At 68.7% G+C, this 21,770-nt stretch carries 19 protein-coding genes and 1 tRNA gene; 14 read left to right on the top strand and 6 right to left on the bottom strand.

Going from position 1 to position 21,770, the window contains the following annotated elements; genetic code table 11:
- Window positions 1-85 precede the first annotated feature (85 nt).
- Window positions 86-364 (bottom strand): UPF0058 family protein, encoded by a 279-nt coding sequence (locus EXE50_RS16020; protein ID WP_053771458.1) that lies wholly within the window; start codon window positions 362-364, stop codon window positions 86-88.
- 95 nt (window positions 365-459) lie between these two features.
- Window positions 460-675 (bottom strand): ribbon-helix-helix domain-containing protein, encoded by a 216-nt coding sequence (locus tag EXE50_RS16015; RefSeq protein ID WP_004598554.1) that lies wholly within the window; start codon window positions 673-675, stop codon window positions 460-462.
- Between the two features lie 242 nt (window positions 676-917).
- On the opposite strand from EXE50_RS16015, the gene EXE50_RS16010 reads away from it, so the two are divergent.
- Both EXE50_RS16010 and EXE50_RS16005 read left to right on the top strand, forming a co-directional pair.
- Window positions 918-1,532, top strand: a complete 615-nt coding sequence (locus EXE50_RS16010; protein WP_121599579.1) for a sulfite oxidase-like oxidoreductase — start codon at window positions 918-920, stop codon at window positions 1,530-1,532.
- Window positions 1,533-1,634: 102 nt separating this feature from the next.
- Window positions 1,635-3,023, top strand: a complete 1,389-nt coding sequence (locus EXE50_RS16005; RefSeq protein WP_053771456.1) for an isochorismate synthase MenF — start codon at window positions 1,635-1,637, stop codon at window positions 3,021-3,023.
- Window positions 3,024-3,040: 17 nt separating this feature from the next.
- Here EXE50_RS16005 and EXE50_RS16000 read toward each other — a convergent pair whose 3' ends face one another.
- Entirely contained in the window at window positions 3,041-3,781 is a 741-nt protein-coding gene (locus EXE50_RS16000) for a proteasome assembly chaperone family protein (protein WP_137705548.1), read from the bottom strand.
- A gap of 96 nt (window positions 3,782-3,877) precedes the next feature.
- Here EXE50_RS16000 and EXE50_RS15995 point away from each other — a divergent pair, with 96 nt between their 5' ends.
- Together EXE50_RS15995 and EXE50_RS15990 are read left to right on the top strand one after the other, a co-directional pair.
- On the top strand, window positions 3,878-4,834 hold the full coding sequence (locus EXE50_RS15995) for an RsmB/NOP family class I SAM-dependent RNA methyltransferase (RefSeq protein WP_053771454.1): 957 nt from the start codon (window positions 3,878-3,880) through the stop codon (window positions 4,832-4,834).
- Window positions 4,831-5,361, top strand: coding sequence for a hypothetical protein (locus tag EXE50_RS15990; RefSeq protein ID WP_137705547.1), 531 nt, complete (start codon window positions 4,831-4,833; stop codon window positions 5,359-5,361). Before EXE50_RS15995 ends, EXE50_RS15990 begins: the two co-directional genes overlap by 4 nt.
- A gap of 10 nt (window positions 5,362-5,371) precedes the next feature.
- Here EXE50_RS15990 and EXE50_RS15985 read toward each other — a convergent pair whose 3' ends face one another.
- Window positions 5,372-6,889, bottom strand: a complete 1,518-nt coding sequence (locus tag EXE50_RS15985) for a DUF790 family protein (protein ID WP_053771452.1) — start codon at window positions 6,887-6,889, stop codon at window positions 5,372-5,374.
- A gap of 87 nt (window positions 6,890-6,976) precedes the next feature.
- On the opposite strand from EXE50_RS15985, the gene EXE50_RS15980 reads away from it, so the two are divergent.
- The 5 genes from EXE50_RS15980 (at window position 6,977) to EXE50_RS15960 (ending at window position 14,293) form a co-directional block, all read left to right on the top strand.
- Window positions 6,977-8,701 carry a tRNA uridine(34) 5-carboxymethylaminomethyl modification radical SAM/GNAT enzyme Elp3 gene (locus EXE50_RS15980; protein ID WP_137705546.1) on the top strand — a complete coding sequence of 575 codons (1,725 nt, stop codon included), beginning with the start codon at window positions 6,977-6,979 and terminating at the stop codon, window positions 8,699-8,701.
- 82 nt (window positions 8,702-8,783) lie between these two features.
- The gene (gene rqcH, locus EXE50_RS15975) at window positions 8,784-10,967 is read left to right on the top strand and encodes a ribosome rescue protein RqcH (protein ID WP_137705545.1); all 2,184 of its coding nucleotides are present in this window, start codon (window positions 8,784-8,786) and stop codon (window positions 10,965-10,967) included.
- A gap of 73 nt (window positions 10,968-11,040) precedes the next feature.
- Window positions 11,041-11,433: a DUF5820 family protein gene (locus tag EXE50_RS15970; RefSeq protein WP_053771448.1), complete on the top strand. Its 393-nt coding sequence runs from the start codon at window positions 11,041-11,043 to the stop codon at window positions 11,431-11,433.
- Window positions 11,434-11,572: 139 nt separating this feature from the next.
- Entirely contained in the window at window positions 11,573-13,072 is a 1,500-nt protein-coding gene (purF, locus tag EXE50_RS15965) for an amidophosphoribosyltransferase (RefSeq protein WP_137705544.1), read from the top strand.
- Window positions 13,073-13,228: 156 nt separating this feature from the next.
- Window positions 13,229-14,293 (top strand): halocyanin domain-containing protein, encoded by a 1,065-nt coding sequence (locus EXE50_RS15960; protein ID WP_053771446.1) that lies wholly within the window; start codon window positions 13,229-13,231, stop codon window positions 14,291-14,293.
- Window positions 14,294-14,322: 29 nt separating this feature from the next.
- Here EXE50_RS15960 and EXE50_RS15955 read toward each other — a convergent pair whose 3' ends face one another.
- Complete coding sequence (locus tag EXE50_RS15955) at window positions 14,323-14,883, bottom strand: DUF420 domain-containing protein (protein ID WP_137705543.1); 561 nt, start codon at window positions 14,881-14,883, stop codon at window positions 14,323-14,325.
- 183 nt (window positions 14,884-15,066) lie between these two features.
- Between EXE50_RS15955 and EXE50_RS15950 the strand changes: the two genes are divergently transcribed.
- The 3 genes from EXE50_RS15950 to EXE50_RS15945 all read left to right on the top strand — a co-directional run bounded on the left by EXE50_RS15950 (window position 15,067) and on the right by EXE50_RS15945 (window position 16,401).
- A tRNA-Leu gene (locus EXE50_RS15950) sits at window positions 15,067-15,151 on the top strand.
- 398 nt (window positions 15,152-15,549) lie between these two features.
- Window positions 15,550-15,723 (top strand): hypothetical protein, encoded by a 174-nt coding sequence (locus tag EXE50_RS17235; protein ID WP_158293566.1) that lies wholly within the window; start codon window positions 15,550-15,552, stop codon window positions 15,721-15,723.
- 153 nt (window positions 15,724-15,876) lie between these two features.
- Window positions 15,877-16,401, top strand: coding sequence for a hypothetical protein (locus tag EXE50_RS15945; RefSeq protein WP_137705542.1), 525 nt, complete (start codon window positions 15,877-15,879; stop codon window positions 16,399-16,401).
- 185 nt (window positions 16,402-16,586) lie between these two features.
- Here EXE50_RS15945 and EXE50_RS15940 read toward each other — a convergent pair whose 3' ends face one another.
- Window positions 16,587-17,513: a hypothetical protein gene (locus EXE50_RS15940; protein ID WP_137705541.1), complete on the bottom strand. Its 927-nt coding sequence runs from the start codon at window positions 17,511-17,513 to the stop codon at window positions 16,587-16,589.
- 671 nt (window positions 17,514-18,184) lie between these two features.
- Between EXE50_RS15940 and EXE50_RS15935 the strand changes: the two genes are divergently transcribed.
- On the top strand, window positions 18,185-19,240 hold the full coding sequence (locus EXE50_RS15935) for an alpha/beta fold hydrolase (protein ID WP_137705540.1): 1,056 nt from the start codon (window positions 18,185-18,187) through the stop codon (window positions 19,238-19,240).
- Window positions 19,241-19,707: 467 nt separating this feature from the next.
- The gene (gatE, locus tag EXE50_RS15930; protein WP_137705539.1) at window positions 19,708-21,591 is read left to right on the top strand and encodes a Glu-tRNA(Gln) amidotransferase subunit GatE; all 1,884 of its coding nucleotides are present in this window, start codon (window positions 19,708-19,710) and stop codon (window positions 21,589-21,591) included.
- The last annotated feature ends 179 nt before the right edge of the window (window positions 21,592-21,770 follow it).

Genomic DNA, 21,770 nt, shown 5'->3' with positions numbered 1-21,770 from the left:
AACTCGGGAGCGGGGATCGGGCGTCGGCGCGAAGGCGGGGGGTCCGGAAGGAGCTGGCTCGGGCCGAGGGTTCCGGAACGGGCCCTCAGATCTTGTTCTCGGCGTCGTCGGCGAGCTCCTCCATCCGCTTGCCGACGCGGCCGGCGGGCGAGAACTCGTCTTCGCTCATCGCGTTCGCCAGGGCGTTCCCGAGGACGAACACCGCGTGCTTGTGCTCGCTCTTCGACTTGTGGACGTGCGAGGGGTCGACGTCGAGCTCGTCGTACGGGTCGAACAGCGAGCCGTCGACGGACTCCTGCGCGCGGAAGTGCTCCATGATCGTCACCATCTGTTCGTGGAGTTCGAGCAGCTCGTCCTTGTGCATACCCACGGATACGGGATGTGGGCCCTATAAGGGTTGTTGAGGGGGGTACGCACGGTTCCGCGCCGCGGGGACCGCCGCCGAGGAGCGTCGTTCGCTCAGAAGACGTACTCGTCTTCGTGGCCCATCATCCCCTCGTCTTCGAATCCGTTGGAGTCGTCGTCGTCTCGCGGGCCGCTCGTCTTGTACGCCTTGATGCCAGTCGACAGCAGCTCCTCGACCGCCTCCTCCCGGTTGAGGAACTCCCCCTCCTCGACCATCTGGGCTATCTGCATCTCCAGATGCTCCGGCACGGTTATCTTCACTCGTGGCATTTGCTGTCCGGCTCTTGTGGCATGGCGTATATAAAATTGGCGTCGCAGATCCGCCGATATGAAAACGCAAAACGACGACAGAAAAGTTCATTTTCCGTCCTCAAAATTTGCCTTGGAATTGTGCGAACGCCGCGCGGCATTCACGCCTCGACCGATGGGGGCTCGCCGAACGCGGCGCACTCGGTCGCCCGCCCGGCTCCGGGAGCGACATCCATACGTCGGTCCGGGCCGAATCGGGTTCCATGACCGACTCCGGCGTCGAGGCCGCCGAGGACCTCACCGACCTCTACCGCGAGTACGGCGACGACCGGCTCCCGCCGGGCCAGCGCGAGACCGACGGCTTCCCCGTCCTCTCGAAGAGCGGCACGCCGTCGTGGGACCCGGAGACGTTCGAACTGGAGGTGTGGGGCGCCGTCGAGGAGCCGCGCTCGTTCTCGCTCGACGAGTTCCGCGACCTCCCGGCCGTCACACAGCGACAGGACTTCCACTGCGTGACGGGGTGGAGCAAGTTCGACTGCGAGTTCACCGGCGTCGCGTTCGCTGACCTCGCCGCCCTCGCGGGCGTCCGCGACGACGCCGAACACGTCATGTTCCACTCGCTCGACGGCTACACGACCGACCTCCCGCTCGACGAGTGTACGAAGCCGGGCGTCCAGCTGGCGTACGGCTTCGACGGCGATGACCTCCCGGCGGACCACGGCGGCCCCATCCGCGTCGTCACCCCGCACAAGTACGCGTACAAGGGCGCGAAGTGGGTCTCGGGCGTGGAGCTCCTGACGGAGCCCGAGCTCGGCTACTGGGAGAAGCGCGGGTACAGCGACACGGCGAACCCCTGGAACGAGGAGCGTTACAGCTGATCGCGCGGGGTCCGTCGCCCGCCCGTTTCGCCGCTCGGATCTCCCCCGTCCGCTCCGCCCCGATAGTCAGGATAAAGGGTCCACGGCCCCGACTCGGTACGTATGAAAGGGGCGCGCTCTCGGTCGTCACCGCCGCTGGTCAGCCGGACCACGGCGATCGACGAACCGGCGTTCGCGGCGGCGTTCGACGCGCTTCCGGTGCCGCGCACGACCTGGAGCGCGCCCGGCGACGCGCTGGTGATCGGCGGCGGCGCGGCGGCCACCCTGACCGCCGCCGGCGGCGACCGCTTCGCGGCGATCCGCGACGCGACGACCGAACTGTTCGAGTCAGGCGACGTCCACGCCGGCACCGAGGCGGCCCGCCCCAGGGTCTTCGGCGGCTTCGCCTTCCACGAGGGGGCCTGCGACGGCGACCCGTGGACGCCGTTCCCGGAGGCCCGGTTCGTGATGCCCCGCGTCCAGCTGACCGTCGCGGACAACGGCGCGTGGCTGACGGTCAACGCGGTCGGCGACGACGCCGACGTCTCCGCGGTCGAGGACCGGCTGGCGAGCGAGGTCGACCGCTTCGCCGCCCTCGACGGCGTCGGCGAGGCGCCGGGTGGCGACGCTGACGGCCGCGGGGACCGGCCACCCCGGCCCGGGATCAGCGAGAGTCGGCGGACCACGAGCCCCGAGGCCTGGCGCGAGAGCGTCGTCGCGGCGGTCGACCGGATCCGCGACGGCGACCTCCGGAAGGTGGTGTTGGCCCAGGCGCTGGAGGCCGACCTCGCGGCCGACTTCCCGCGCGCGGCGACGCTGGAGCGCCTCGCGGAGAAGTACCCGGACTGCCACCGCTACTGGTTCGAGCCCGAGGCCGGCGAGAGCGCCTTCTTCGGCGCCACGCCCGAGCGGCTGGTCTCGCTGCGCGGCCGCACCGTCGAGACCGACGCGCTCGCCGGGACGACCGGCCGCGGCGAGACGCCGAGCGAGGACGAGTGGCTCGCGCGGGAGCTCCTCGACGACGAGAAGAACGTCCACGAACACGAGCTGGTCGCGGAGACGGTCCGGGACCAACTGGAGCCGTTCGCGGCGTCCATCTCCGCGGGCGAGCGTCGCGTCCGTCGCCTCGCGACGGTCCAACACCTCCACACGCCGATCACCGCCGAGCTGGACGCGGACCGCCACGTGCTCGACCTGGTCGAGGCGCTCCACCCGACGCCGGCGGTCGGCGGGCTGCCGCCGGACCGCGCGCTGGCGACGATCCGCGAGACGGAGCCGTTCGACCGCGGCTGGTACGCCGCGCCGGTCGGCTGGATCGACGCCGCGGGCAACGGCGCGTTCGCGGTCGCGATCCGCTCTGCGGTCGCGACCCGCCGGCGCGCCACGCTGTTCGCGGGCGTCGGCATCGTCTCCGACTCCGACCCCGACCGGGAGTGGGACGAGGTCCAGCTGAAGTACCGGCCGATCCTCGACGAGCTGGAGGGCGACGACGGTGACGCGGGCGGTCGATAGCCCCCGATCGCGAACCGCTACTGGAACATCTTCAGCGGCTCGGCCTGCGAGCTCTCTTCGGTCGCCTCTCGCATCCGCTCGGCGAGCTGTTGTTTCGCGTCCCGGATCTCGGTCGCCTGTTCGACCAGCCCGTCCGTCGGCGTCTCGATCCCGGCGATCGGGTCGATGCCGTCGGCGATGAGCACCCGCGCCGCCTCCGGGTCGGGGAACCGCGGGTCGGACTCGACGACGAGGCCGACCGCGTCGCGGCCGTGCTCCAGCGCGGCCGCGAGCATCGCTCCCGTGGGGCCGGAGACGAGTCCGGACTCGGACGGCTCGGCCACGTCGGCCCGAGCCAGCGCCTCGCCGCCGTCGCCGGTGGCGATCCCGTACAGCTCCGGCGGCGCCTCGTCCTTCTCGCGGCCGAGACCCGACAGGAAGACCGGGAACAGGTCGATCTCATCGAACCACGATCCGAGACACGCCGCGACCTCCGTCGCCGCGCTCGGGTTCACCGGCACGTCGCTGCGGAGCGCGACGAGGTCGTTATCCGGGTCCGCGTACAACCGCACCGGCGTCGTCGCGGCCGTCTCGGACTCGCGGTAGACGGCCACCGGCGGGAGCCCGTCGCAGTGGACGTTCGCGTAGTGAGTCATCCCGTGGACGTCGATCAGGTGGTCGGTCGCTATCTTGCCGACGAGGCCGACGCCGGGGAACCCCTCGATCAGGGTGGGCGCGTCCAGCGAGACGCCGTCGTCGAGGACGGTAATGCGTGCCATGGCGCCCGTACGCCCGGGGCGGACCTAAAGGTGCGGCGCGGAACGACGCCGCCCGAGTCCCGAAACCGTCTAACGCCCCGACGCGAAAGGGGGGCTATGAATCCGCTCGACCGTTACGAGCCGCTCGTCGACGACGTCGACGCGTTCCGGGCGGCGTGCGACCGGCCCCTCCCATCGGTCGTGCGCACGAACGGCATCGCGGCGACGCCGGCCCGCGTCCGCGAGGCGTTCGACGAGGCGGGCGTCGCCTACGAGCCGGTCGACTGGCACGACGGCCTGTTCCGGCTCCCGGACGGGAACCCCGGCGGCAACTGGCCGTACGTCCACGGCTGGACGCACGGCCAGGAGGAGGTGTCCGTGCTGCCCGGACTCGCGCTCGACCCGCAGCCCGGCGAGCGCGTCTGGGACGCCTGCGCGGCGCCCGGCAGCAAGACGACGCAGATCGCGGACGCCATGGACGACGAGGGCACCGTCGTCGCCAACGACAACAACCTCGGGCGGCTCTCCGCGCTCCGGCACAACGCCGAGCGCCTCGGGATCACGAACGCGGTCGTCACGAACCAGGACGCCCGCAACTTCTCGACGAAGCCGCTCGCGTTCGACGAGTTCGACCGCGCGCTGGTCGACGCGCCCTGCTCCTGCGAGGGCACCTGTCGCAAGAACCCGGACGTCTTGGACCAGTGGACGCTCGACCACGTCCACGCGGTCGCGGGGATCCAGAAGGGCGTCCTGGCGCGGGCGGTCCAGGCGACCCGCCCCGGCGGCGTCGTCGTCTACTCCACGTGTACGTTCGCGCCCGAGGAGAACGAGGCCGTCCTCGACCACGTCCTCGCGAGCGAGGACTGCGAGCTGGTCGACTTCGACCTCCCGCTCGACACAGACCCCGGCGTGACCGACTGGGACGGCGAGGCGTACGACGAGTCGGTGACGCGCGCGAAGCGGATCTACCCCCACCGCAACGACACGGGCGGGTTCTTCTGCGCGAAGCTACGCGTGGGCGGAGCGGCCGGCGACGGGGGCGCGGTCGCCGACGGCGGTGAGGTGGACGCATGAGCGACGACGCGCCCACCAACGACGGGCAGCAGTTCGACCGGCTTCCCGAGACGCCCGCCGACCGCGCGGTCGAGGGCCGCGCGAGCCGCGAGGAGGTCCTCGACTGGTGGGAAGAGCGGTTCGGGATCGGTCGGGACACCTTCGCCGGGTACTCCTTCTGGGAGAAGGGGGCCGGGAAGATCTGGATCTTCAACGGCGAGGCGACCGACCCCAGCGAAGTCGAGGCGGTCGGCATGACGTTCCTCCGGACGCGACAGGAGCACTGGAAGCCGACGGGGCGGGCGGTCTCGCGGTTCGGATCGCGCGCGACGAAGAACGTGATCGAACTCGGCCCGGAGCGGGCGGCCGCCTTCGCCGCCGGGGACGACCAGGACCTGCCCGAGTGGGACGGCGACTGGGGGTACCTGATCGCGACCCACGAGGTCGCCGACGAGTCGGTCCCGATCGGCGTCGGGCTGTACCTCTACGACGAACTGCGCTCGGTGGTACCGAAGGGCAGCCGCACGGACCTCCCGGTCGCGGAGTGACCGACCGCCGTCACGACTCCTTCTCCCGCACGGTCCCCCCGCCGAGGCCCTCCCACTCGACACGGTAGCCGAGCCGCGAGAGCGCGGCGCTGGCGTCGTCGACGCCGTACTCGTCGAGGACCGACTCTGCCTCGGAGAGCGCCATCCCGGCGTCGATCTCTCCCCCGACCGCCTCCAGTACCGCCGGCCGCGCGAGCGTCCGCCCGATCCGATCGTGGTCGGGGAACGACTTGCCCTCGATCGCGCCGACGCTCACCCCGTGCTCGTCCGCGAGGTCGTCGAGTCCGATCACGTCCGCCTCGGGCGACAGCGCGTCGGGGAGGTCCGCGGCCGCGTCCGCGGCGAAGTCGGCCTCGTACTCGCGGAGCACGTCGACCACGTCCTTCACCCGCACCGTCCCGGAGTAGGTGACGACGCGGTGGTCGCGCGCGGCTATCTCCTCGCCGACGCCGAGGCTCTCGTCGACGGCGACCAGCAGGTCCACGTCTTCCACGTCCGCCAGCTGCCCGAGCTTCTTGTCCACGTACTCGGGGGTCCAGAAGCCCATCACCTCGAAGAACAGCCGGAAGTCGGCGTGGGCGTAGTCGAACGCGAAGTCGGGGATCATCACGCTCGCGCCCGCCTCCAGCGGCTCCGGCTCGCGGACGAGCGTCCAGTCGAGGTCGAGCCCGCGGAACCGGCCGGCGAAGTCCGCCTCGACCCCGCTGTCGAAGTCGGGCTCCGCGACGGGCTCGACGGCCGGCACCGTCACGTCGCCGTCCGAGAGGCGCATCGTGCGCTCGCGGCCGCGGTCATCTATCGTCGCCTCCAGCGACCACTCCGCCGACTTTGCGACCGTCCGGAGCAACCGCGCGAAGGCGGTCCCGTACCGCCTCGTCCGCGAGAACAGCGCGTCGGGGCCGGTGACGACGAGTTCCCTCCCCTCGGGCGTCCGCTCGACCTCGTACATCAACCGCAGGCGCTTCACCGCCGAGACCAGCCGCTTCGGGTCGTTCGACCGCACCCGGACCTCGGTGGCGTCGAACAGCGCCGTCTGGGCCAAGGAGAGATCGTACTGCTCCAACAGGGCGTCCGGGTCCCAGCGCACGTCGGCGTCGACGAGCACCCGTTCCACGTCGCGGTCGGCGTACAGCGACGCCGCCACGTCGCCGGGCTCGATCCCCAGCGCGTCCGCGGCGCGCTCGACCGCGACCTCGCGGTCCGCCTCGCTCGCGACGCCGACCGCCTCGGCCGCCTCGAACGCCGCGCGCCGGACGCGGCGCGGCGGGACCGGCGCGCGCGTCTCGAACTCGCACTCGCGCTCGACGAGCGCCGCGAGCCCGCGGACGAGCTTGAAGTCGCCGTTCCGCGCCGCCGCGTCGGCCTCCAGGTCCGCCAGCGCGTCGTCGAGGTCGCCGCGGCGCTCGCCGACGTGCGACTCGAACGTCCCGAGTACGCGGGCCGCGAGCGGGCGGTGCTCCCGGCCGGCGAACCGCGGACGGTAGCCGCCGCCCGCCCGGGAGACGCGCAGGAGGTCCTTCCGTAACACGGCCGCGGCTACGCGGGTGTCGGCCAAAAACCGGCCGGTTTCCCCGGTGCGACACGCTTAACTCCGAAACCCGTCGATCGAGGCGTAATGAGTACCGACGCGGCGGGCGACGCCGACGACGCCGCTTCCGGGGACGGCACCGACTCGGAGGCGTTCGTCCGCACCTGCGAACACCTCGTCGACCGCATCCTCGCGGGCGAGATCGAGCGCGACGACCTCGAACGCGCCAAGCTCGACGCCTGTTCGGAGTTCGGCTCCCCGAAGGTGCCGAAGAACACCGAGATACTGGACCACGCTCCCGCCGAGGCGCGCGACGACGTGATCGAGGTGGTCCAGCGCAAGCCCGTCCGGACCGCCTCGGGCGTCTCCCCCGTCGCGATCATGACCTCGCCGAAGCTGTGCCCGCACGGGAAGTGCCTCTACTGCCCCGGCGGCCCGGCCTCCGAGTTCTCCTCGGCGCAGTCGTACACGGGCCACGAGCCCGCTGCGGCCCGCGGCGAGCAGAACGACTACGACCCGTACGGACAGGTCACCCTCCGGCTCGAACAGCTCCGGAAGATCGGCCACCCGGTCGACAAGGTGGAACTCATCCTGATGGGGGGAACGATGACGGCGCGCTCGCACGACTACCAGGAGTGGTTCGTGAAGCGCGCGCTCCAGGCGATGAACGACTACGACCTCGACAAGGAGCCGGAGCCCGCCGAGGGCGAGTCGTTCGCGCCGGACCCTGAGGAGACGGAGTTCGAGTACCTCGAAGACGTGATCGCCGAGAACGAGACGAACGCGATCCGCAACATCGGGACGACGTTCGAGACGAAGCCGGACTGGTGTGACCCCGAGCAGATCGACCGCATGCTCGACCTGGGCGGCACGAAGGTCGAGGTCGGCGTCCAGACCACCTACGAGCGGATCAACCGCGAGATGCATCGCGGGCACGGCAACGAGGCCTCCCGCAACGCGAACCGCCGCCTCCGCGACGCGGCGTTCAAGGTCGGCTTCCACATGATGCCCGGCCAGCCGGGGATGACCCGCGAGATGTGTCTGGAGGACTTCCGCCAGCTGTTCGAGAACCCCGACTGGCGGCCCGACTACCTGAAGATCTACCCCACCCTCGTCGTCGAGGGGACCCGCGTGTACGACCGCTGGCGCCGCGACGACTTCGACCCGCTCACCAGCGAGGAGGCGGCCGACCTCGTCGCCGACGTGATGGGCCAGATCCCGAAGTACACGCGGCTCCAGCGCGTCCAGCGCGACATCCCCGCGGACTTCATCGACGCCGGCGTCCAGAAGTCGAACCTCCGACAGCTCGCGGCGCAGCGCGCCGAGGAGAAGGGGATCGTCCAGCGCGACATCCGCGCCCGCGAGGTCGGGCACAACGACGCCGACCCGGACCCGGACGACGTGGAACTCGACGTGCTCACCTACGAGGCCGGCGGCGGCACGGAGCACTTTATTTCCTTCGAGGACCCCGTCCGGGACCTGCTCGTCGGCTTCTGCCGACTGCGATTCCCCTCGTTCGCGCCCGACCAGCCCGGCGCACCCGGGACCAAGAGCGACCCGATCCGCCCGGAGCTCGAAGACGCCGCCCTGGTCCGCGAGCTGCACGTGTACGGCAACGAGGTCGGCATCGGCGGCGACGGCGACTGGCAGCACCAGGGGTACGGCACGCGGCTCCTCGAACGCGCCGAGGAACTCGCCCGCGATGCCGGCTACGACAAGGTCGCGGTCATCTCGGGCATCGGCGCCCGCGAGTACTACCGGAACAAGCTCGGCTACCGGCAGGACGGCCCGTACGTGTCGAAGCGGATCTGACCGGATCGAGCGCGCGCTCGGTCGCTTCCCCGCCGCACCCACAACGACACGCCTTTTTCCGGCCCGCCGGTCTGTCTTGGATATGGACCAGAAGCGGGAGCTGTCGAGCATCGACCTCGCCGCGCTCGTCACCGAACTCAATCGGTACGAGGGCGCGAAGGTCGACAAGGCGTACCTCTACGACGACGACCTGCTCCGGCTGAAGCTGCGCGACTTCGACCGCGGCCGCGTCGAGCTCATGATCGAGGTGGGCGACGTGAAGCGCGCGCACGCCGCCGACCCGGCGCACGTCGCGGACGCGCCGGGTCGCCCGCCCAACTTCGCGAAGATGCTGCGGAACCGCATGTCGGGCGCGGACTTCGCGGGCGTCGAGCAGTACGAGTTCGACCGCATCCTCACCTTCGAGTTCGAGCGCGAGGACGGGAACACCACCCTCGTCGCGGAGCTGTTCGGGCAGGGGAACGTCGCCGCGCTCGACGAGACGGGCGAGGTGATCGGGGCGCTCTCGACGGTGCGGCTCAAGTCCCGAACCGTCGCGCCCGGCTCGCAGTACGAGTACCCGGCCTCCCGGCTGAACCCGCTCGACGTGAGCTACGGCGGGTTCGAGCGCCACATGCGCGAGTCGGACAGCGACGTGGTGCGCACGCTCGCGACGCAGCTGAACCTCGGCGGCCTGTACGCCGAGGAGGTGTGTACGCGGGCCGGCGTGCCGAAGGAGACGCCGATCGAGGAGGCGACCGACGACCAGCTCCGCGCGCTCCACGACGCGCTCGCCCGGATCGACGAGCGGCTCCGCTCCGGCGACGTCGACCCCCGCGTGTACGAGGAGTCGGTCGAGGGCGACGGGACCGACGGCGACGGCGGCGAACCTCGGGTCGTCGACGTGACGCCGTTCCCGCTCGCCGAGCACGAGGACCTCCCGAGTGTCGGCTTCGACTCGTTCAACGACGCCGTCGACGAGTACTTCCACCGGCTGGGGAGCGAGGCGACCGACGACGGCGAGGCGCCCGCCGACGCCGGCAGCTCCCGCCCGGACTTCGAGGAGGAGATCGCCAAACAGGAGCGGATCATCGAACAGCAGAAGGGGGCGATCGAGGGGTTCGAGGAGCAGGCGCAGGCCGAGCGCGAGCGCGCCGAGCTGCTGTACGCGAACTACGACCTCGTCGACGAGGTGATCTCGACCGTGCGCGAGGCCCGCGAGAACGAGGTGCCGTGGGACGAGATCGAGGCGACGCTCGACGCCGGCGCCGAGCGCGGGATCGAGGCCGCGCAGGCCGTCGTCGGCGTCGACGGCGGCGAGGGGACCGTGACGGTCGAGCTCGACGAGGAGGGCGACGACGGCGGGACGACCCGGGTCGAACTCGACGCCAGCGAGGGCGTGGAGGTCAACGCCGACCGGCTCTACCGGGAGGCGAAGCGCGTCGAGGAGAAGAAGGCGGGCGCGAAGGAGGCGATCGAGTCGACCCGCGAGGAGCTGGAGGCCGTCAAGGAGCGGAAGCGGGAGTGGGAGGAGCAGCAGGCCGCCGACGAGGGAGACGACGCTGACGACGAGGGCGACGCCGACGAGGAGTACGAGACCGACTGGCTGTCGCGGTCGTCGATCCCGATCCGCAGCCCGGACGACTGGTTCGAGCGGTTCCGCTGGTTCCGCACCTCCACGGGATACCTCGTCATCGGCGGCCGTAACGCCGACCAGAACGAGGAGCTGGTGAAGAAGTACATGAGCAAGCACGACCGGTTCTTCCACACGCAGGCGCACGGCGGACCGGTGACGATCCTGAAGGCGTCGGGGCCGTCGGAGTCGGCCGACCCCGTCGACTTCTCCGAGGAGACCCTGCGCGAGGCCGCGCAGTTCGCCGTCTCCTACTCGTCGGACTGGAAGGACGGCCGCGGCGCGGGCGACGCGTACATGGTCGAGCCGGACCAAGTGTCGAAGACGCCCGAGAGCGGCGAGTACATCGAGAAGGGGAGCTTCGTGATCCGCGGCGACCGCACGTACTTCGAGGACGTTCCCTGCCGGATCGCGGTCGGCGTCCAGTGCGAGCCCGTCACCCGCGCCATCGGCGGGCCGCCGTCGGCGATCGTCGACCGCGCGGCCGCGCACGTCACCTTCGAGCCGGGGATGTACGCGCAGAACGACGCCGCGATGATGGCCTACCGGACCCTGAAAGAGCGGTTCGCGGACCAGTCGTTCGTGCGGAAGGTCGCGAGCGCCGACCGGCTACAGGAGTTCCTGCCGCCGGGCGGGTCGGACATCGTCGACTGAGACTCACTCTCGACCGAGTGCCTTGCGTCGGCCCGAACGCGACGTTTTCAAGCCTCCGCGACCGAGGAGGCGCATGGCCTTCGAATCGCTGCCGGACGGCTGGCGGCTGTGGAACGAGGAGCCCAGCGGGCGGGCGATCCTCGTCTACCGCCCCGACGTCTTCGGGAGCGGCGACCTCCCCGACGAGTGTCTCCCGACGATCTACCTGACGAACGGCGCCCGGAACGCCCGGCCCGGATCGGGTCAGTACGCGACCGACGAGTGGCACGTCGTCCTCTTCTTGGAGCCCGAAATCGAGGCGGTCACGGAGACCCACGAGAGCCGGGAGGCCGGCGCGGCCGGTGCGGTCGACGTCGCGGAGCGGTTCGTCGCCGGCGACGTGGACTACCGGGGGGCGTACCAGGTACCCAGAGAGGAGTACTTCGCGCGCCTCGACGAGTTCGTCGGGGGCGGCGAGACGGCGTGAGCCGCGTCGGTCGGACCGCCCGACCGCACGTGGTCGCTCACCGAAAATATCCACAATAGTGTATAACTCGCCGTGAGTGGCGGGGGGATACGCCACGAACACGAGGATTTTTATCGCCGCCCGCCTCACCCTCGCGTACATGAACGCCGGTGGGGACTACGGCGGCGACGAACCGCGGGAGAAGTGCGGCGTCGTCGGCGTCTCGCTCGCGGACCGGGAGGCCGCGCGACCGCTGTACTACGCGCTGTACGCGCTCCAACACCGCGGGCAGGAGTCGGCGGGGATCGTCACGCACGACGGGTTCCAACAGCACAGCCACGTCGAGCGCGGCCTCGTCGGCGACGCCTTCGAGGAGGGGGACCTCGCGTCGCTGTCGGGCGGCACCGGCATCGGCCACGTGCGCTACCCGACCGCCGGCAGCCTCGACAAGAGCTGCGCGCAGCCGTTCTCCGTCTCCTTCAAGTCCGGCTCGCTCGGGCTCTCGCACAACGGCAACCTCGTCAACGCCGACGAGGTGCGCGAGGAGCTGGCGGCCGCGGGCCACGCGTTCACCTCCGACGGCGACACCGAGGTGATCGCCCACGACCTCGCGCGGAACCTACTGGAAGAGGACCTCGTACGGGCGGTCAAGCACACGATGAACCGCATCCACGGCTCCTACTCGCTGGCGATCACCCACGACGACACCGTGCTGGGCGTCCGCGACCCGCTCGGCAACCGGCCGCTGTGTCTGGGGAAGGTCGACGGCGGCTACGTCCTCGCTAGCGAGTCGGCCGCCATCGACACGCTCGACGGCGAGCTGATCCGCGACGTGCGCCCCGGCGAACTCGTCGTCCTCGACCCCGACGGCACCGGCTACGACACGTATCAACTGGTCGAACGCGAGTCGACCGCCCACTGCTTCTTCGAGCACGTCTACTTCGCCCGTCCCGACTCCGTCATCGACGAGAGCCTCGTGTACGAGGTCCGCCGGAAGCTCGGCCGCAAGCTTTGGGAGGAGTCCGCCGTCGAGTCCGACGTAGTGATGCCCGTGCCCGACTCCGGGCGCGCGTTCGCCTCCGGCTACGCGGACGCCGCGGCCGAGACGACCGCCGACGGCGAGCCCAGGGCGGCCGACGACGGCGGCGTGGAGTTCGCCGAGGGCCTGATGAAGAACCGGTACGTCGGCCGGACGTTCATCATGCCGACGCAGGACGAGCGCGAGCGCGCGGTCCGCCTGAAGCTGAACCCGATCCGCTCGACGGTGGCGGGAAAGTCGGTCACCATCATCGACGACTCCATCGTCCGTGGGACGACCTCGACCCAGCTCGTCGAGTTGGTCCGCGAGGCGGGCGCCGAGGAGGTCCACCTCCGGATCGGCGCCCCGCCGATCCTCGCGCCCTGTTACTTCGGCATCGACATGGCGACCCGGGAGGAGCTGATCGCGGCCGACGCGTCGACCGAGGAGATCCGCGAGGAGGTCGGCGCCGACTCGCTGTCGTACCTCTCCATCGACGCGGTCGCGGAGGCGCTCGGCGAGAGCCGCGCCGACCTGTGTCTCGGCTGCGTCACCGGTGAGTACCCCTTCGACGTGGAGGGCGAAGCGACCGACCGCGACGTCGACGCGCCGGTCTCTGACCCGACGCCGGCCGACGATTAGCGCCCGCTGACGGCCGAATTCACCGGTCGGATCGGGCCTCGAACGCCCGGTCGCGATCCGCGCCTCCTCGAACGCGACCCCGCACACGTTCGGCGGCGGTTCGACCGCTCGGGACGTATCGGGGGCTTAAATACGATCACGATCAGACGTGCGACTATGACACGGAACGCCGACGCTGCCGAGGACGACGCCGCGTCGATGAGCCGCCGCGGGTTCTTCCGCGCCGGGGCCGCCGGCGCGGCGGTCGCCGCGGGCGTCGCCGCCGGAAGCGGTACCGCGGCCGCCCAGTACGACGGCTGGCTCGACGACGTGAGCAACTACGACGGGACCCACGACTACCGCGGGCAGAGCGAGGTCACCGTCTCGGTCGGCGCGGGCGAGAACGGCCTCCTGTTCGGTCCCGCTGCCATCCTGATCGATCCGGGCACGACCGTCGTCTGGGAGTGGACCGGGCAAGGCGGCGGCCACAACGTCGTCGCGAACGACGGCACCTTCGACAGCGGGTCGGCGGTCGCGGAGGAGGGGACGACCTTCGAGTATACTTTCGACGACGCCAGCGACGGCGACGTGTTCAACTACTACTGCGGCCCGCACCAGTCCATCGGGATGAAGGGGTCCGTCGCGGTCGGCTCCGTCGACGACGACCTCGTCGATCCGCAGGCGGAGGGTGGCGACGGCGGCTCCGGCGGCGGTGCGGCCGGATACGGCGACTGGTTCTCGAACGTCGGCAACTACGAGGGGACGCGCGACCTCCGCGGGCAGAGCGAGGTCACCGTCGCGGTCGGCGCGGGCGAGAACGGCCTGCTGTTCGACCCGCCCGCTATCCTCGTCGACCCTGGCACGACCGTCGTCTGGGAGTGGACCGGGCAGGGCGGCGGCCACAACGTCGTCGAGGAGAACGGCGTCTTCTCCAGCGGCGAGCCGGTGGCAGAGGAAGGGGAGACCTTCGAGTACACCTTCGAGGACGCCGGCGACGGTGACGTGTTCCGCTACGTGTGCGAGCCGCACCAGTCGGTCGGAATGAAGGGCGCCGTCGCGGTCGGTTCCGTCGACGATCAGCTCGTCGGCGGCGAGGGCGGCTCCGGAAGCGGCGGCTCCGGCGGCGGGAGCGGACTCTCCGCGAGCGATATCGGAACGCTGGCGCTCGGCTTCGGGTTCGCCGGCGCGCTGCTCGTCCCGCTGTTCTACGCCGCCCATCGGAAGGCCGAGCGGAACGCGTAGCCGCCCCGATATCTTCGTCGCGGTTTCGGTCAGTAGACGTGGTACAGCAGCAGGTACACGCCGATCCCCATGATGAACGAAATCAGCCAGAGGACGGCGCCGACGAACCCGACCTGCGAGTGTCGCGTCTGGTAGAGGTCCGCGTACGGGCGGGTCGCGGCCAGGAAGAGCGCGTGGAAGACGAACGGGACGCAGACGATGGCCAGCAGGATGTGGACCGCGAGGAACGGGAGGTAGACGTACGAGTAGACGAGCTCCGGCCCGGGGAACTCGGTGGTGCCGACGTGGATCAGCCGGTAGATGTACGCGCCGAGGAACGCGGCGAACAGCGCGAAGGAGGTCACCATGAAGTTCCGGTGTCGCTCGACGTTCCCCCGCGAGATCGCCCGCCAGCCGAGCAGGATCGTCGCGATGGCGGTGAGGGAGACGGCGGCGTTGAAATGCGGAATCGCGGCGAGGACGGCGTCGCTCGCGCGCGGCAGCAGCGAACTCGGGATCACGCCGCCCACCGCGCCGAACACGAGCGCGAGCGCGACGACGGAGGCGACGGCGGTCAGGACGGAGACGTTCTCGCGGGCCCAGTCGTTCATGTCCGTGCGGTGGGACGCGACCCCCAAACCCGTGCCGGTTGCGGTCGACGCCTGCCGGACGCGGTCGCCGAGTCGCGCCGGCGTCCGTCGCCCGGCGGTCTGCGAAACTCCGCCACGGCTCCCTCGAATGGAAGGGCTTTTAATCAGGGGAAAGGTAGGTGGGGACGCGACAGAACACCGCGAGCGTGGGTAGCCAAGCCAGGCCAACGGCGCAGCGTTGAGGGCGCTGTCCTGTAGAGGTCCGCCGGTTCAAATCCGGTCCCACGCATCGCTCGGGGCACAACCCCACCGATGCCGGTGTTGTCTCTACGACAGCACCCACGCACAATTCCTTTCCGACGTTACGCGAGGAGCGGCAGTTCCGTTTGGTCGTGACTGATCACCGATCGCGACCGTCCGCGAACACGTTCAAAGGTCCGGCTACCGCCCTACAAGTAGCTAAGTCGCTTCGACTCGAAGTCGCGATTGCGTCGGGACTCGACTGCTGGATACTCCGTATCTGGAGCGTGAAGCGTGGCGAACAGCAGCGACTGAACGGTCTCTATGCCGACGCAACGCCTCGGTTCGTTCTGCTCTATCCGAGTTAAACCGCCGCTACCACCACTAACAGTCCCCTACGGAGTCAAACGGAGTAACAGCTAAGATGACACCACAGCATTACCGTGCATGAACGAATCGATTCGGACGCGAGTGAATGCCCGCTGGAAGAACGTCGTGATCTTTATCGCTGCGATGATCGTGGGGATAATGGCGTATACAGGCGACCTCGTTTACACGCCTGTCGTACTCGTGCTGTTGGTGATCGCGGTCGGAGTCGGTCGCTACGGTTCCGAGCAGTAACCTCGTAGCGACTCACCGGGACACGCGCCGGCCATGTAGCAAAGCCCTCACCGCCTACTCGTCCCCGTCCGTGGGCGTGCGTCCGATACGGAGAGTACAACTGTCACCGACCGGTTGCGCTCAGTTATATTCTCACGCAGCGTCCAAAGCCGTATGGTCGCGTGGCAGCAGCGCTCGGCGACGCGGTGGCGGGGTATCGGTGCCGGGGTCGTCGCGGCGGCGGCGGCACTCGCCGCCTCTCTCTTTTATGTGCTCGTGGCGGCGGTAGTTCCGCTGCGCCTGTCGCCGGACGCGCAGTACTGGATCGGATACGCGCCTCAGTTCGCGTTTGTTTCGGGGTTCGTCCTGGGCACTACCGTGTGGCGACGAGTCGCGTCTCGGGTGTCGACTCCGAAGCAGGGAGCGTTCGTGGGCGGTGTGACGGCTTTCGGCATCGTGACACTCGTCCCGACACTGACAGGAGTGTACGTACTACTGTTTCCGCTCCTCCTCAGTGCCGTTACTGGGCAGGGGTTACAGTACGCAGTCCAACTCTATCCGGAGCCGCTGTGGACTGCTGTCGGCGTTACCCGAACCGTCGCTACTGTGTGGAGCCCGCTGGTCGGTACCTTGCTCGTCCCCATCGGAGCCGTCGCAGGGTGGGCGTCTCAGCGCCGCCGTCGGATCAGCGGGCACTGACTGTTCCGACTCGTGAGCGGCCCGGTGTCAGCGGACACGTTTGCTACCCACCTGGCCGACTCGCACCCCGTATTCAGCACGGCTCCGAGACCATAGTACGGTTTGAGGAGTTCGACAGAGCCATCAGAAAATAACAGCTCAAGACGCTGAGTCTACCAGCGTCTTGGTGTTGAACAGTGTGAGACTCAGTAGGTGATCAAATCGACGATGAGTGACTTTAATCGGGTAGTGAGATCCTGATCAATATCTCCAACCGGCGGGCGGACAGTCGTTTCTTCATACTGGTCGAACTCGGTCTCGATACGATACGTGAGTGATCGCTCACTCCCCTCACTTTCGGTGAGCGTGTGGACTCGGTGGTCGGTAATTCGCCGGAGTCGGCCTGTGTTCCGACTGATCGTCACCTCAATCCAGCATTCGCCGAGTTCCACGTCTCGTAATCGATACGGGAATGGAACCACCTGCGTGTACGCATCCCGGTCGGATAGGCGGTAGGTAGCCGTCTGAGATGATTCTTCACTTGTTTCCCAGTTGGTCCGGTGCGGACGAATATATTCCGTCGGAGCGAGCTCAGTCGGGTAACGATGAGGAGCGATAACATTAGCCCATGCGTCTGAAACACGAACGGTGTCTCCCTCTGGAACCGGCGCGTTAAGATCAGAAACCATCTTCCCGTCCGTCATATAGAGGACCTTGGTCAAGGGCAGGTTTTCAGGGTTCCTGAACACTCGGCTGTAATGAAGCAGTGCCCAGATATTCCGGTGCGGGAACATGCCACTGTGATGGTCGATCCCGGCACTTCTTAGCGGTCCTCTGTACGTGGTTAGCGCATGAAGGTATCGGCGACGTGAATGTTGATACCGTCGTCTGTACACGTCGAGATCATACGGTGTCTCTTCGGTCCCGTCATCCAGAACCCGAGTCCGCGTAATCGCCCGGTGGTCAGCTGCCAAACGGTACGCCGCCGCCGCGATGATGCGCTCACGCGCTGAGTCGCCTGCCGGCAGCGGAATGTCGTACGGACGGATATCACCTACGCGAATACCGCCGTATCCACCCGCTGTGCCGACAACTGCTGCCCCGGCGCCGGCGAGAAACTGACGGCGATTCATCCGTCGACCTCCGTAGATTCTGTTTCGGGATCCCAACGCGCGACGAGTTCCTCGTCTCCCTCCCCGGGTTCGAACCAGTACACATTCGTCGACGCCGGCCGCGGGAGTTCGTGTGTCACAGCTGTCTCGGGAGTGAGCGGAAACGACGCTTTCGCGTTCGTTTCTGCCGGGCCGACCCATATTGTCTCACTATCATCGAGGTCTGGCGTGACGATGGTAAGGCGACCCGTATTTCCGGCTGTAAGTCGGTTTCCGCCCTCGAACGAGACACTGAGCGCTGATCGATCAGGGTCCCAATCGAAGGAGATGAAGATGTTTGGTCTGGTTCTTGGATACGATGCTGGAGGAGGTTCACTCGGCGCCAGTGAACACCCAGCGAGGGAAGTGGCGAGCGACGCCAGGAGGGCTCGACGGTACACGACATACGTATAGAATATTCCCGAAAATAAATATACAGGATGTGTCGAATGTTCAATTGACGGCGAGTCCCGTTGTGGTCTCGGAGACACACACCAGAGTCGGCTTAGACTTGCGCTACTTCTGTCAGGACCGCCTCACGAGATACAGAGGGTGAGTACGGCAGTCCTGGGGGGACCAGTAGGCAAGCCGTCCACTGGGGACTAGGAGGGAGCGACCCATCTATTGATAAAACTTCCGTGCGAAGGAGGAACATGGACGATACACTCCCTGATTCAGTCGAGTCACGACGCGTCGAGACGGACCGCCTCACGACGAACATCCTCGTCTCGGGCGATCCCGACGGAACGCCACTCTGTCTGGTTCATGGGAACGTTTCGTCTTCACGGTTCTGGGCCGGTTTGATGGCCGACCTGCCGGACGACTATTGGGTCCTCGCCCCTGACCTCCGGGGGTACGGCGACTCGGAGACGAAACCGGTCGACGCAACCCGAGGCGTTCAGGATTACACCGAGGATCTGGCGGCCCTGTTCGCAGAGGTCGGGGTTGAGGCGGTAGCGCTGGTCGGTTGGTCCATCGGCGGCGGTATCGCCATGCAGTACGCTATCGACTATCCGGAGACCCTGACGGAGCTGGTGTTGGTCAGCACGATGTCGCCCTACGGATTCGGTGGCACGACCCGCGATGGAACGCCCTGCCAGCCCGATTACGCCGGCACAGGTGGCGGCCTCGCCGACGACGAATTCGTCGAGCGTCTGGCGGAGGGAGACGTTACCGCGGAGGCCGACGCCTCGCCGCGCTCGGTGATGCATGCGTTCTACGTCGGCCCGGACCACGAGTTTGCCTCCGAGACGGCCGACGCCTACGTTGAGGCGATGTGTGCGACGGCCGTCGGCGACGGGAACTATCCCGGTGACGCGGTACCATCCGACAACTGGCCGGGGGTGGCACCAGGCGAGCGGGGCGTGCTCAACGCGATTTCACCGAAGTACTTCGACGCGTCGGGTCTGGCTACCATTGAACCGCAACCGCCGGTCCTGTGGGTCCGGGGCGACGCCGACCAGATCGTCTCGGACACCTCCTTTTTTGACGCTGGCTATTTAGGCCAGATCGGCGAACTGCCCGATTGGCCAGGCGACGACGTCTATCCTCCGCAGCCGATGAACGACCAGACTCGGGACGTACTCGAGGCCTACGCCGCCAACGGTGGCAGTTACAGCGAGGAGACGTTCACGGACGTCGGGCACTCGCCACACATCGAGCGCCCGGAGCAGTTCCGGTCGGTGCTGTTGGAGTTCCTGGGCTCCTGACCGGGCCTATCGACGAGTGGCGCTGTCGGGGGGCTCCGGCATCGCGTGGCGACTCGTGTACCGAGGTCACCAGCGGATCAGTAAACGTGGACCTGTTGACTGGTTCGCGCCATGTATTCAGGGAGGCGCTGAGATCATAGTACCGTTCGAGGAGTTCGACAGAGCCGTCGACCTCGGATCGATGGCCGGACCTCCAAAGCCCCCACCCGCCAGTGTTCGGTACGCTCGCTGCGCTCCTCGCTCGCTGTGGTGCCTCGGTCGCCGCGTCCAGCGAGGGACCAGAGGTCCCTCTGGCAGTCTGGCGAACCCGACGACCTCGCGCGTGCCGTCTCGCGACCGCTTTCGGCGGCCGCTCGAAGGCACGCGCCGACGCATCCGTCGTTTATTACCCCGGTCGTCGCTTCTTGCTCCGCATCGCTCGCGCGAACTGCCACCCTTTTAGTCGCGCGCCGTCGGAGTGAGGCGTAATGAGTACGGACGCGACCCCCGAGTACGACTACGAGGAGCTGGGGCTCGTCGCCGGCCTGGAGATCCACCAGCAGCTCGACACGGAGACGAAGCTGTTCTGTGACTCCCCGACCGTCGAGCGCGACCCGGACGAGGCCGACCGGTCGATAACCCGTCAGCTCCACCCGACGAAGAGCGAACTGGGCGAGCTCGACGACGCGGCGATGGAGGAGAGCCGAGTCGACCGCGAGTTCACCTACCTCGCGTACGACACAACCTGTCTCGTCGAGGAGGACGACGAGCCGCCCAGACGCGTCGACGGCGAGGCGCTCTCGGTGGCGCTCCAGATCGCCGACCTGCTCGACCTCTCCGTCGTCGACCAGGCGCACGTCATGCGGAAGCTCGTCATCGACGGCTCGAACACCTCCGGCTTCCAGCGCTCGATCCTCCTCGGGCAGGACGGCGAGATCGAGACGGAGTCGGGGTCGGTGTCGGTCGTCGACCTCATGCTCGAAGAGGAGTCCGCGAAGCGCGTCGAGGAGACCGACGACGGCGTCGTCTACTCGCTCGACCGCCTCGGCGTCCCCCTCGTCGAGATCGGGACGGGCCCGGACATCCGCAGCCCCGAGGGCGCCCGGCAGGCGGCCGAGCGGATCGGCATGCTGCTCCGGTCGACGGGCGCGGTCAAGCGCGGGCTCGGCACCATTCGGCAGGACGTGAACGTCTCCATCGCGGACGGCGCCCGCGTCGAGGTGAAGGGCGTCCAGGACCTCCAGGGGATCGAGGACATCGTCCGCGGCGAGGTCGGCCGACAGGCGGAGCTGCTCGCGATCCGCGACGAACTCCGCGAGCGCGACGCGAGCGTCGGCGATGTCTCGGACGTGACCGACGTCTTCGCCGACACGGAGTCCGGGGTCATCCGCGGCGCGCTCAACGCGGGCGGGAAGGTGACCGCGGTCCCGCTGTTCGGCTTCGACGGCCTCGTCGGCCGCGAGATCCAGCCGGACCGGCGGCTCGGCACGGAGCTGTCCGACCACGCGAAGCGCCACGGCGCGGGCGGCATCTTCCACACCGACGAGCTGCCCGCGTACGGCGTCACCGAGGCGGAGGTCGACGCGCTCCGCGACGCGGTGGGCGCGGGCGAGGGCGACGCGGTCGCCATCGTCGCGGCCGACCCGGAGACCGCCGACCTCGCGATCGAGGCGGCCGCCGACCGCGCCGAGACCGCGATCGAGGGCGTCCCGGAGGAGACCCGCGGTGCGAACGACGACGGGACCACGCGCTACCTCCGGCCGCTGCCGGGCGCCGCACGCATGTACCCCGAGACGGACGTGCCGCCGGTCGAGCCGGACCCCTCCGACGTGGAGACGCCCGAGCTGCTCGACGAGAAGGCCGAGCGGTACGAGGCGGAGTTCGGCCTCGACGCCGGCCTCGCCGAGCAGGTCGCGTTCGGCCAGCGGTTCCCGCTGTTCGAGGCGGCCGTGGAGCGCGGCGCCGAGCCCACCTTCGCGGCGTCGACGCTGGAGTCGACGACGACGGAGATCCGGCGCGACGGCGCGCCCGTGGAGAACCTCACCGACGACCACTTCCTCGCGTTGTTCGACCTCGTCGAGGGCGGCGCCCTCGCGAAGGAGGGCGTCCCCGAGGTGCTGACGACGCTCGCCGAGGACCCCGACCTGACGGCGAGCGAGGCGGTCGAAGAGGCCGGGCTCTCAGGCGTGAGCGAGGCGGAGGTCCGCGAGGCCGTCGTCGAGGTCGTCGAGCGCAACGCCGACCAGGTCGAGGCCGAGGGGATGGGCGCGTTCTCCGGGCTGATGGGCGAGGCCATGGGCGCGCTCCGCGGGAAGGCGGACGGCGAGGTCGTCTCCGACGTGTTACGCGAGGAGATCGGGAAGCGGTCGTAGCGTCTCCCGGTCGTCCCCGCTGGGTCACGTTCTCTCGATCGCCCCCGGTACGCGCGGTGTTAAGTTAAGGAAGAGGCGGGACGAGGATTCAGTGCTCTATGCCGAAAACCGCCCGCCTCACCGAGTGTACCGAGTGGATCGACTTGGAGTTTGTGGAGCGAGAGCGGACACCCCGCGAG

Source organism: Halorubrum sp. ARQ200 (assembly GCF_005435115.1).
GTDB classification, from domain to species: domain Archaea; phylum Halobacteriota; class Halobacteria; order Halobacteriales; family Haloferacaceae; genus Halorubrum; species Halorubrum tropicale.
This window is presented reverse-complemented; position numbering and strand designations above follow the sequence as displayed.

What these genes read in the sequence shown, in the direction of transcription:
- EXE50_RS16020 (WP_053771458.1), bottom strand. Translation starts at nt 364, where the DNA reads ATGCACAAGGACGAGCTGCTCGAACTCCACGAACAGATGGTGACGATC.
- EXE50_RS16015 (WP_004598554.1), bottom strand. Translation starts at nt 675, where the DNA reads ATGCCACGAGTGAAGATAACCGTGCCGGAGCATCTGGAGATGCAGATA.
- EXE50_RS16010 (WP_121599579.1), top strand. Translation starts at nt 918, where the DNA reads ATGACCGACTCCGGCGTCGAGGCCGCCGAGGACCTCACCGACCTCTAC.
- EXE50_RS16005 (WP_053771456.1), top strand. Translation starts at nt 1,635, where the DNA reads ATGAAAGGGGCGCGCTCTCGGTCGTCACCGCCGCTGGTCAGCCGGACC.
- EXE50_RS16000 (WP_137705548.1), bottom strand. Translation starts at nt 3,781, where the DNA reads ATGGCACGCATTACCGTCCTCGACGACGGCGTCTCGCTGGACGCGCCC.
- EXE50_RS15995 (WP_053771454.1), top strand. Translation starts at nt 3,878, where the DNA reads ATGAATCCGCTCGACCGTTACGAGCCGCTCGTCGACGACGTCGACGCG.
- EXE50_RS15990 (WP_137705547.1), top strand. Translation starts at nt 4,831, where the DNA reads ATGAGCGACGACGCGCCCACCAACGACGGGCAGCAGTTCGACCGGCTT.
- EXE50_RS15980 (WP_137705546.1), top strand. Translation starts at nt 6,977, where the DNA reads ATGAGTACCGACGCGGCGGGCGACGCCGACGACGCCGCTTCCGGGGAC.
- rqcH (WP_137705545.1), top strand. Translation starts at nt 8,784, where the DNA reads ATGGACCAGAAGCGGGAGCTGTCGAGCATCGACCTCGCCGCGCTCGTC.
- EXE50_RS15970 (WP_053771448.1), top strand. Translation starts at nt 11,041, where the DNA reads ATGGCCTTCGAATCGCTGCCGGACGGCTGGCGGCTGTGGAACGAGGAG.
- purF (WP_137705544.1), top strand. Translation starts at nt 11,573, where the DNA reads ATGAACGCCGGTGGGGACTACGGCGGCGACGAACCGCGGGAGAAGTGC.
- EXE50_RS15960 (WP_053771446.1), top strand. Translation starts at nt 13,229, where the DNA reads ATGACACGGAACGCCGACGCTGCCGAGGACGACGCCGCGTCGATGAGC.
- EXE50_RS15955 (WP_137705543.1), bottom strand. Translation starts at nt 14,883, where the DNA reads ATGAACGACTGGGCCCGCGAGAACGTCTCCGTCCTGACCGCCGTCGCC.
- EXE50_RS17235 (WP_158293566.1), top strand. Translation starts at nt 15,550, where the DNA reads ATGAACGAATCGATTCGGACGCGAGTGAATGCCCGCTGGAAGAACGTC.
- EXE50_RS15945 (WP_137705542.1), top strand. Translation starts at nt 15,877, where the DNA reads ATGGTCGCGTGGCAGCAGCGCTCGGCGACGCGGTGGCGGGGTATCGGT.
- EXE50_RS15940 (WP_137705541.1), bottom strand. Translation starts at nt 17,513, where the DNA reads ATGAATCGCCGTCAGTTTCTCGCCGGCGCCGGGGCAGCAGTTGTCGGC.
- EXE50_RS15935 (WP_137705540.1), top strand. Translation starts at nt 18,185, where the DNA reads ATGGACGATACACTCCCTGATTCAGTCGAGTCACGACGCGTCGAGACG.
- gatE (WP_137705539.1), top strand. Translation starts at nt 19,708, where the DNA reads ATGAGTACGGACGCGACCCCCGAGTACGACTACGAGGAGCTGGGGCTC.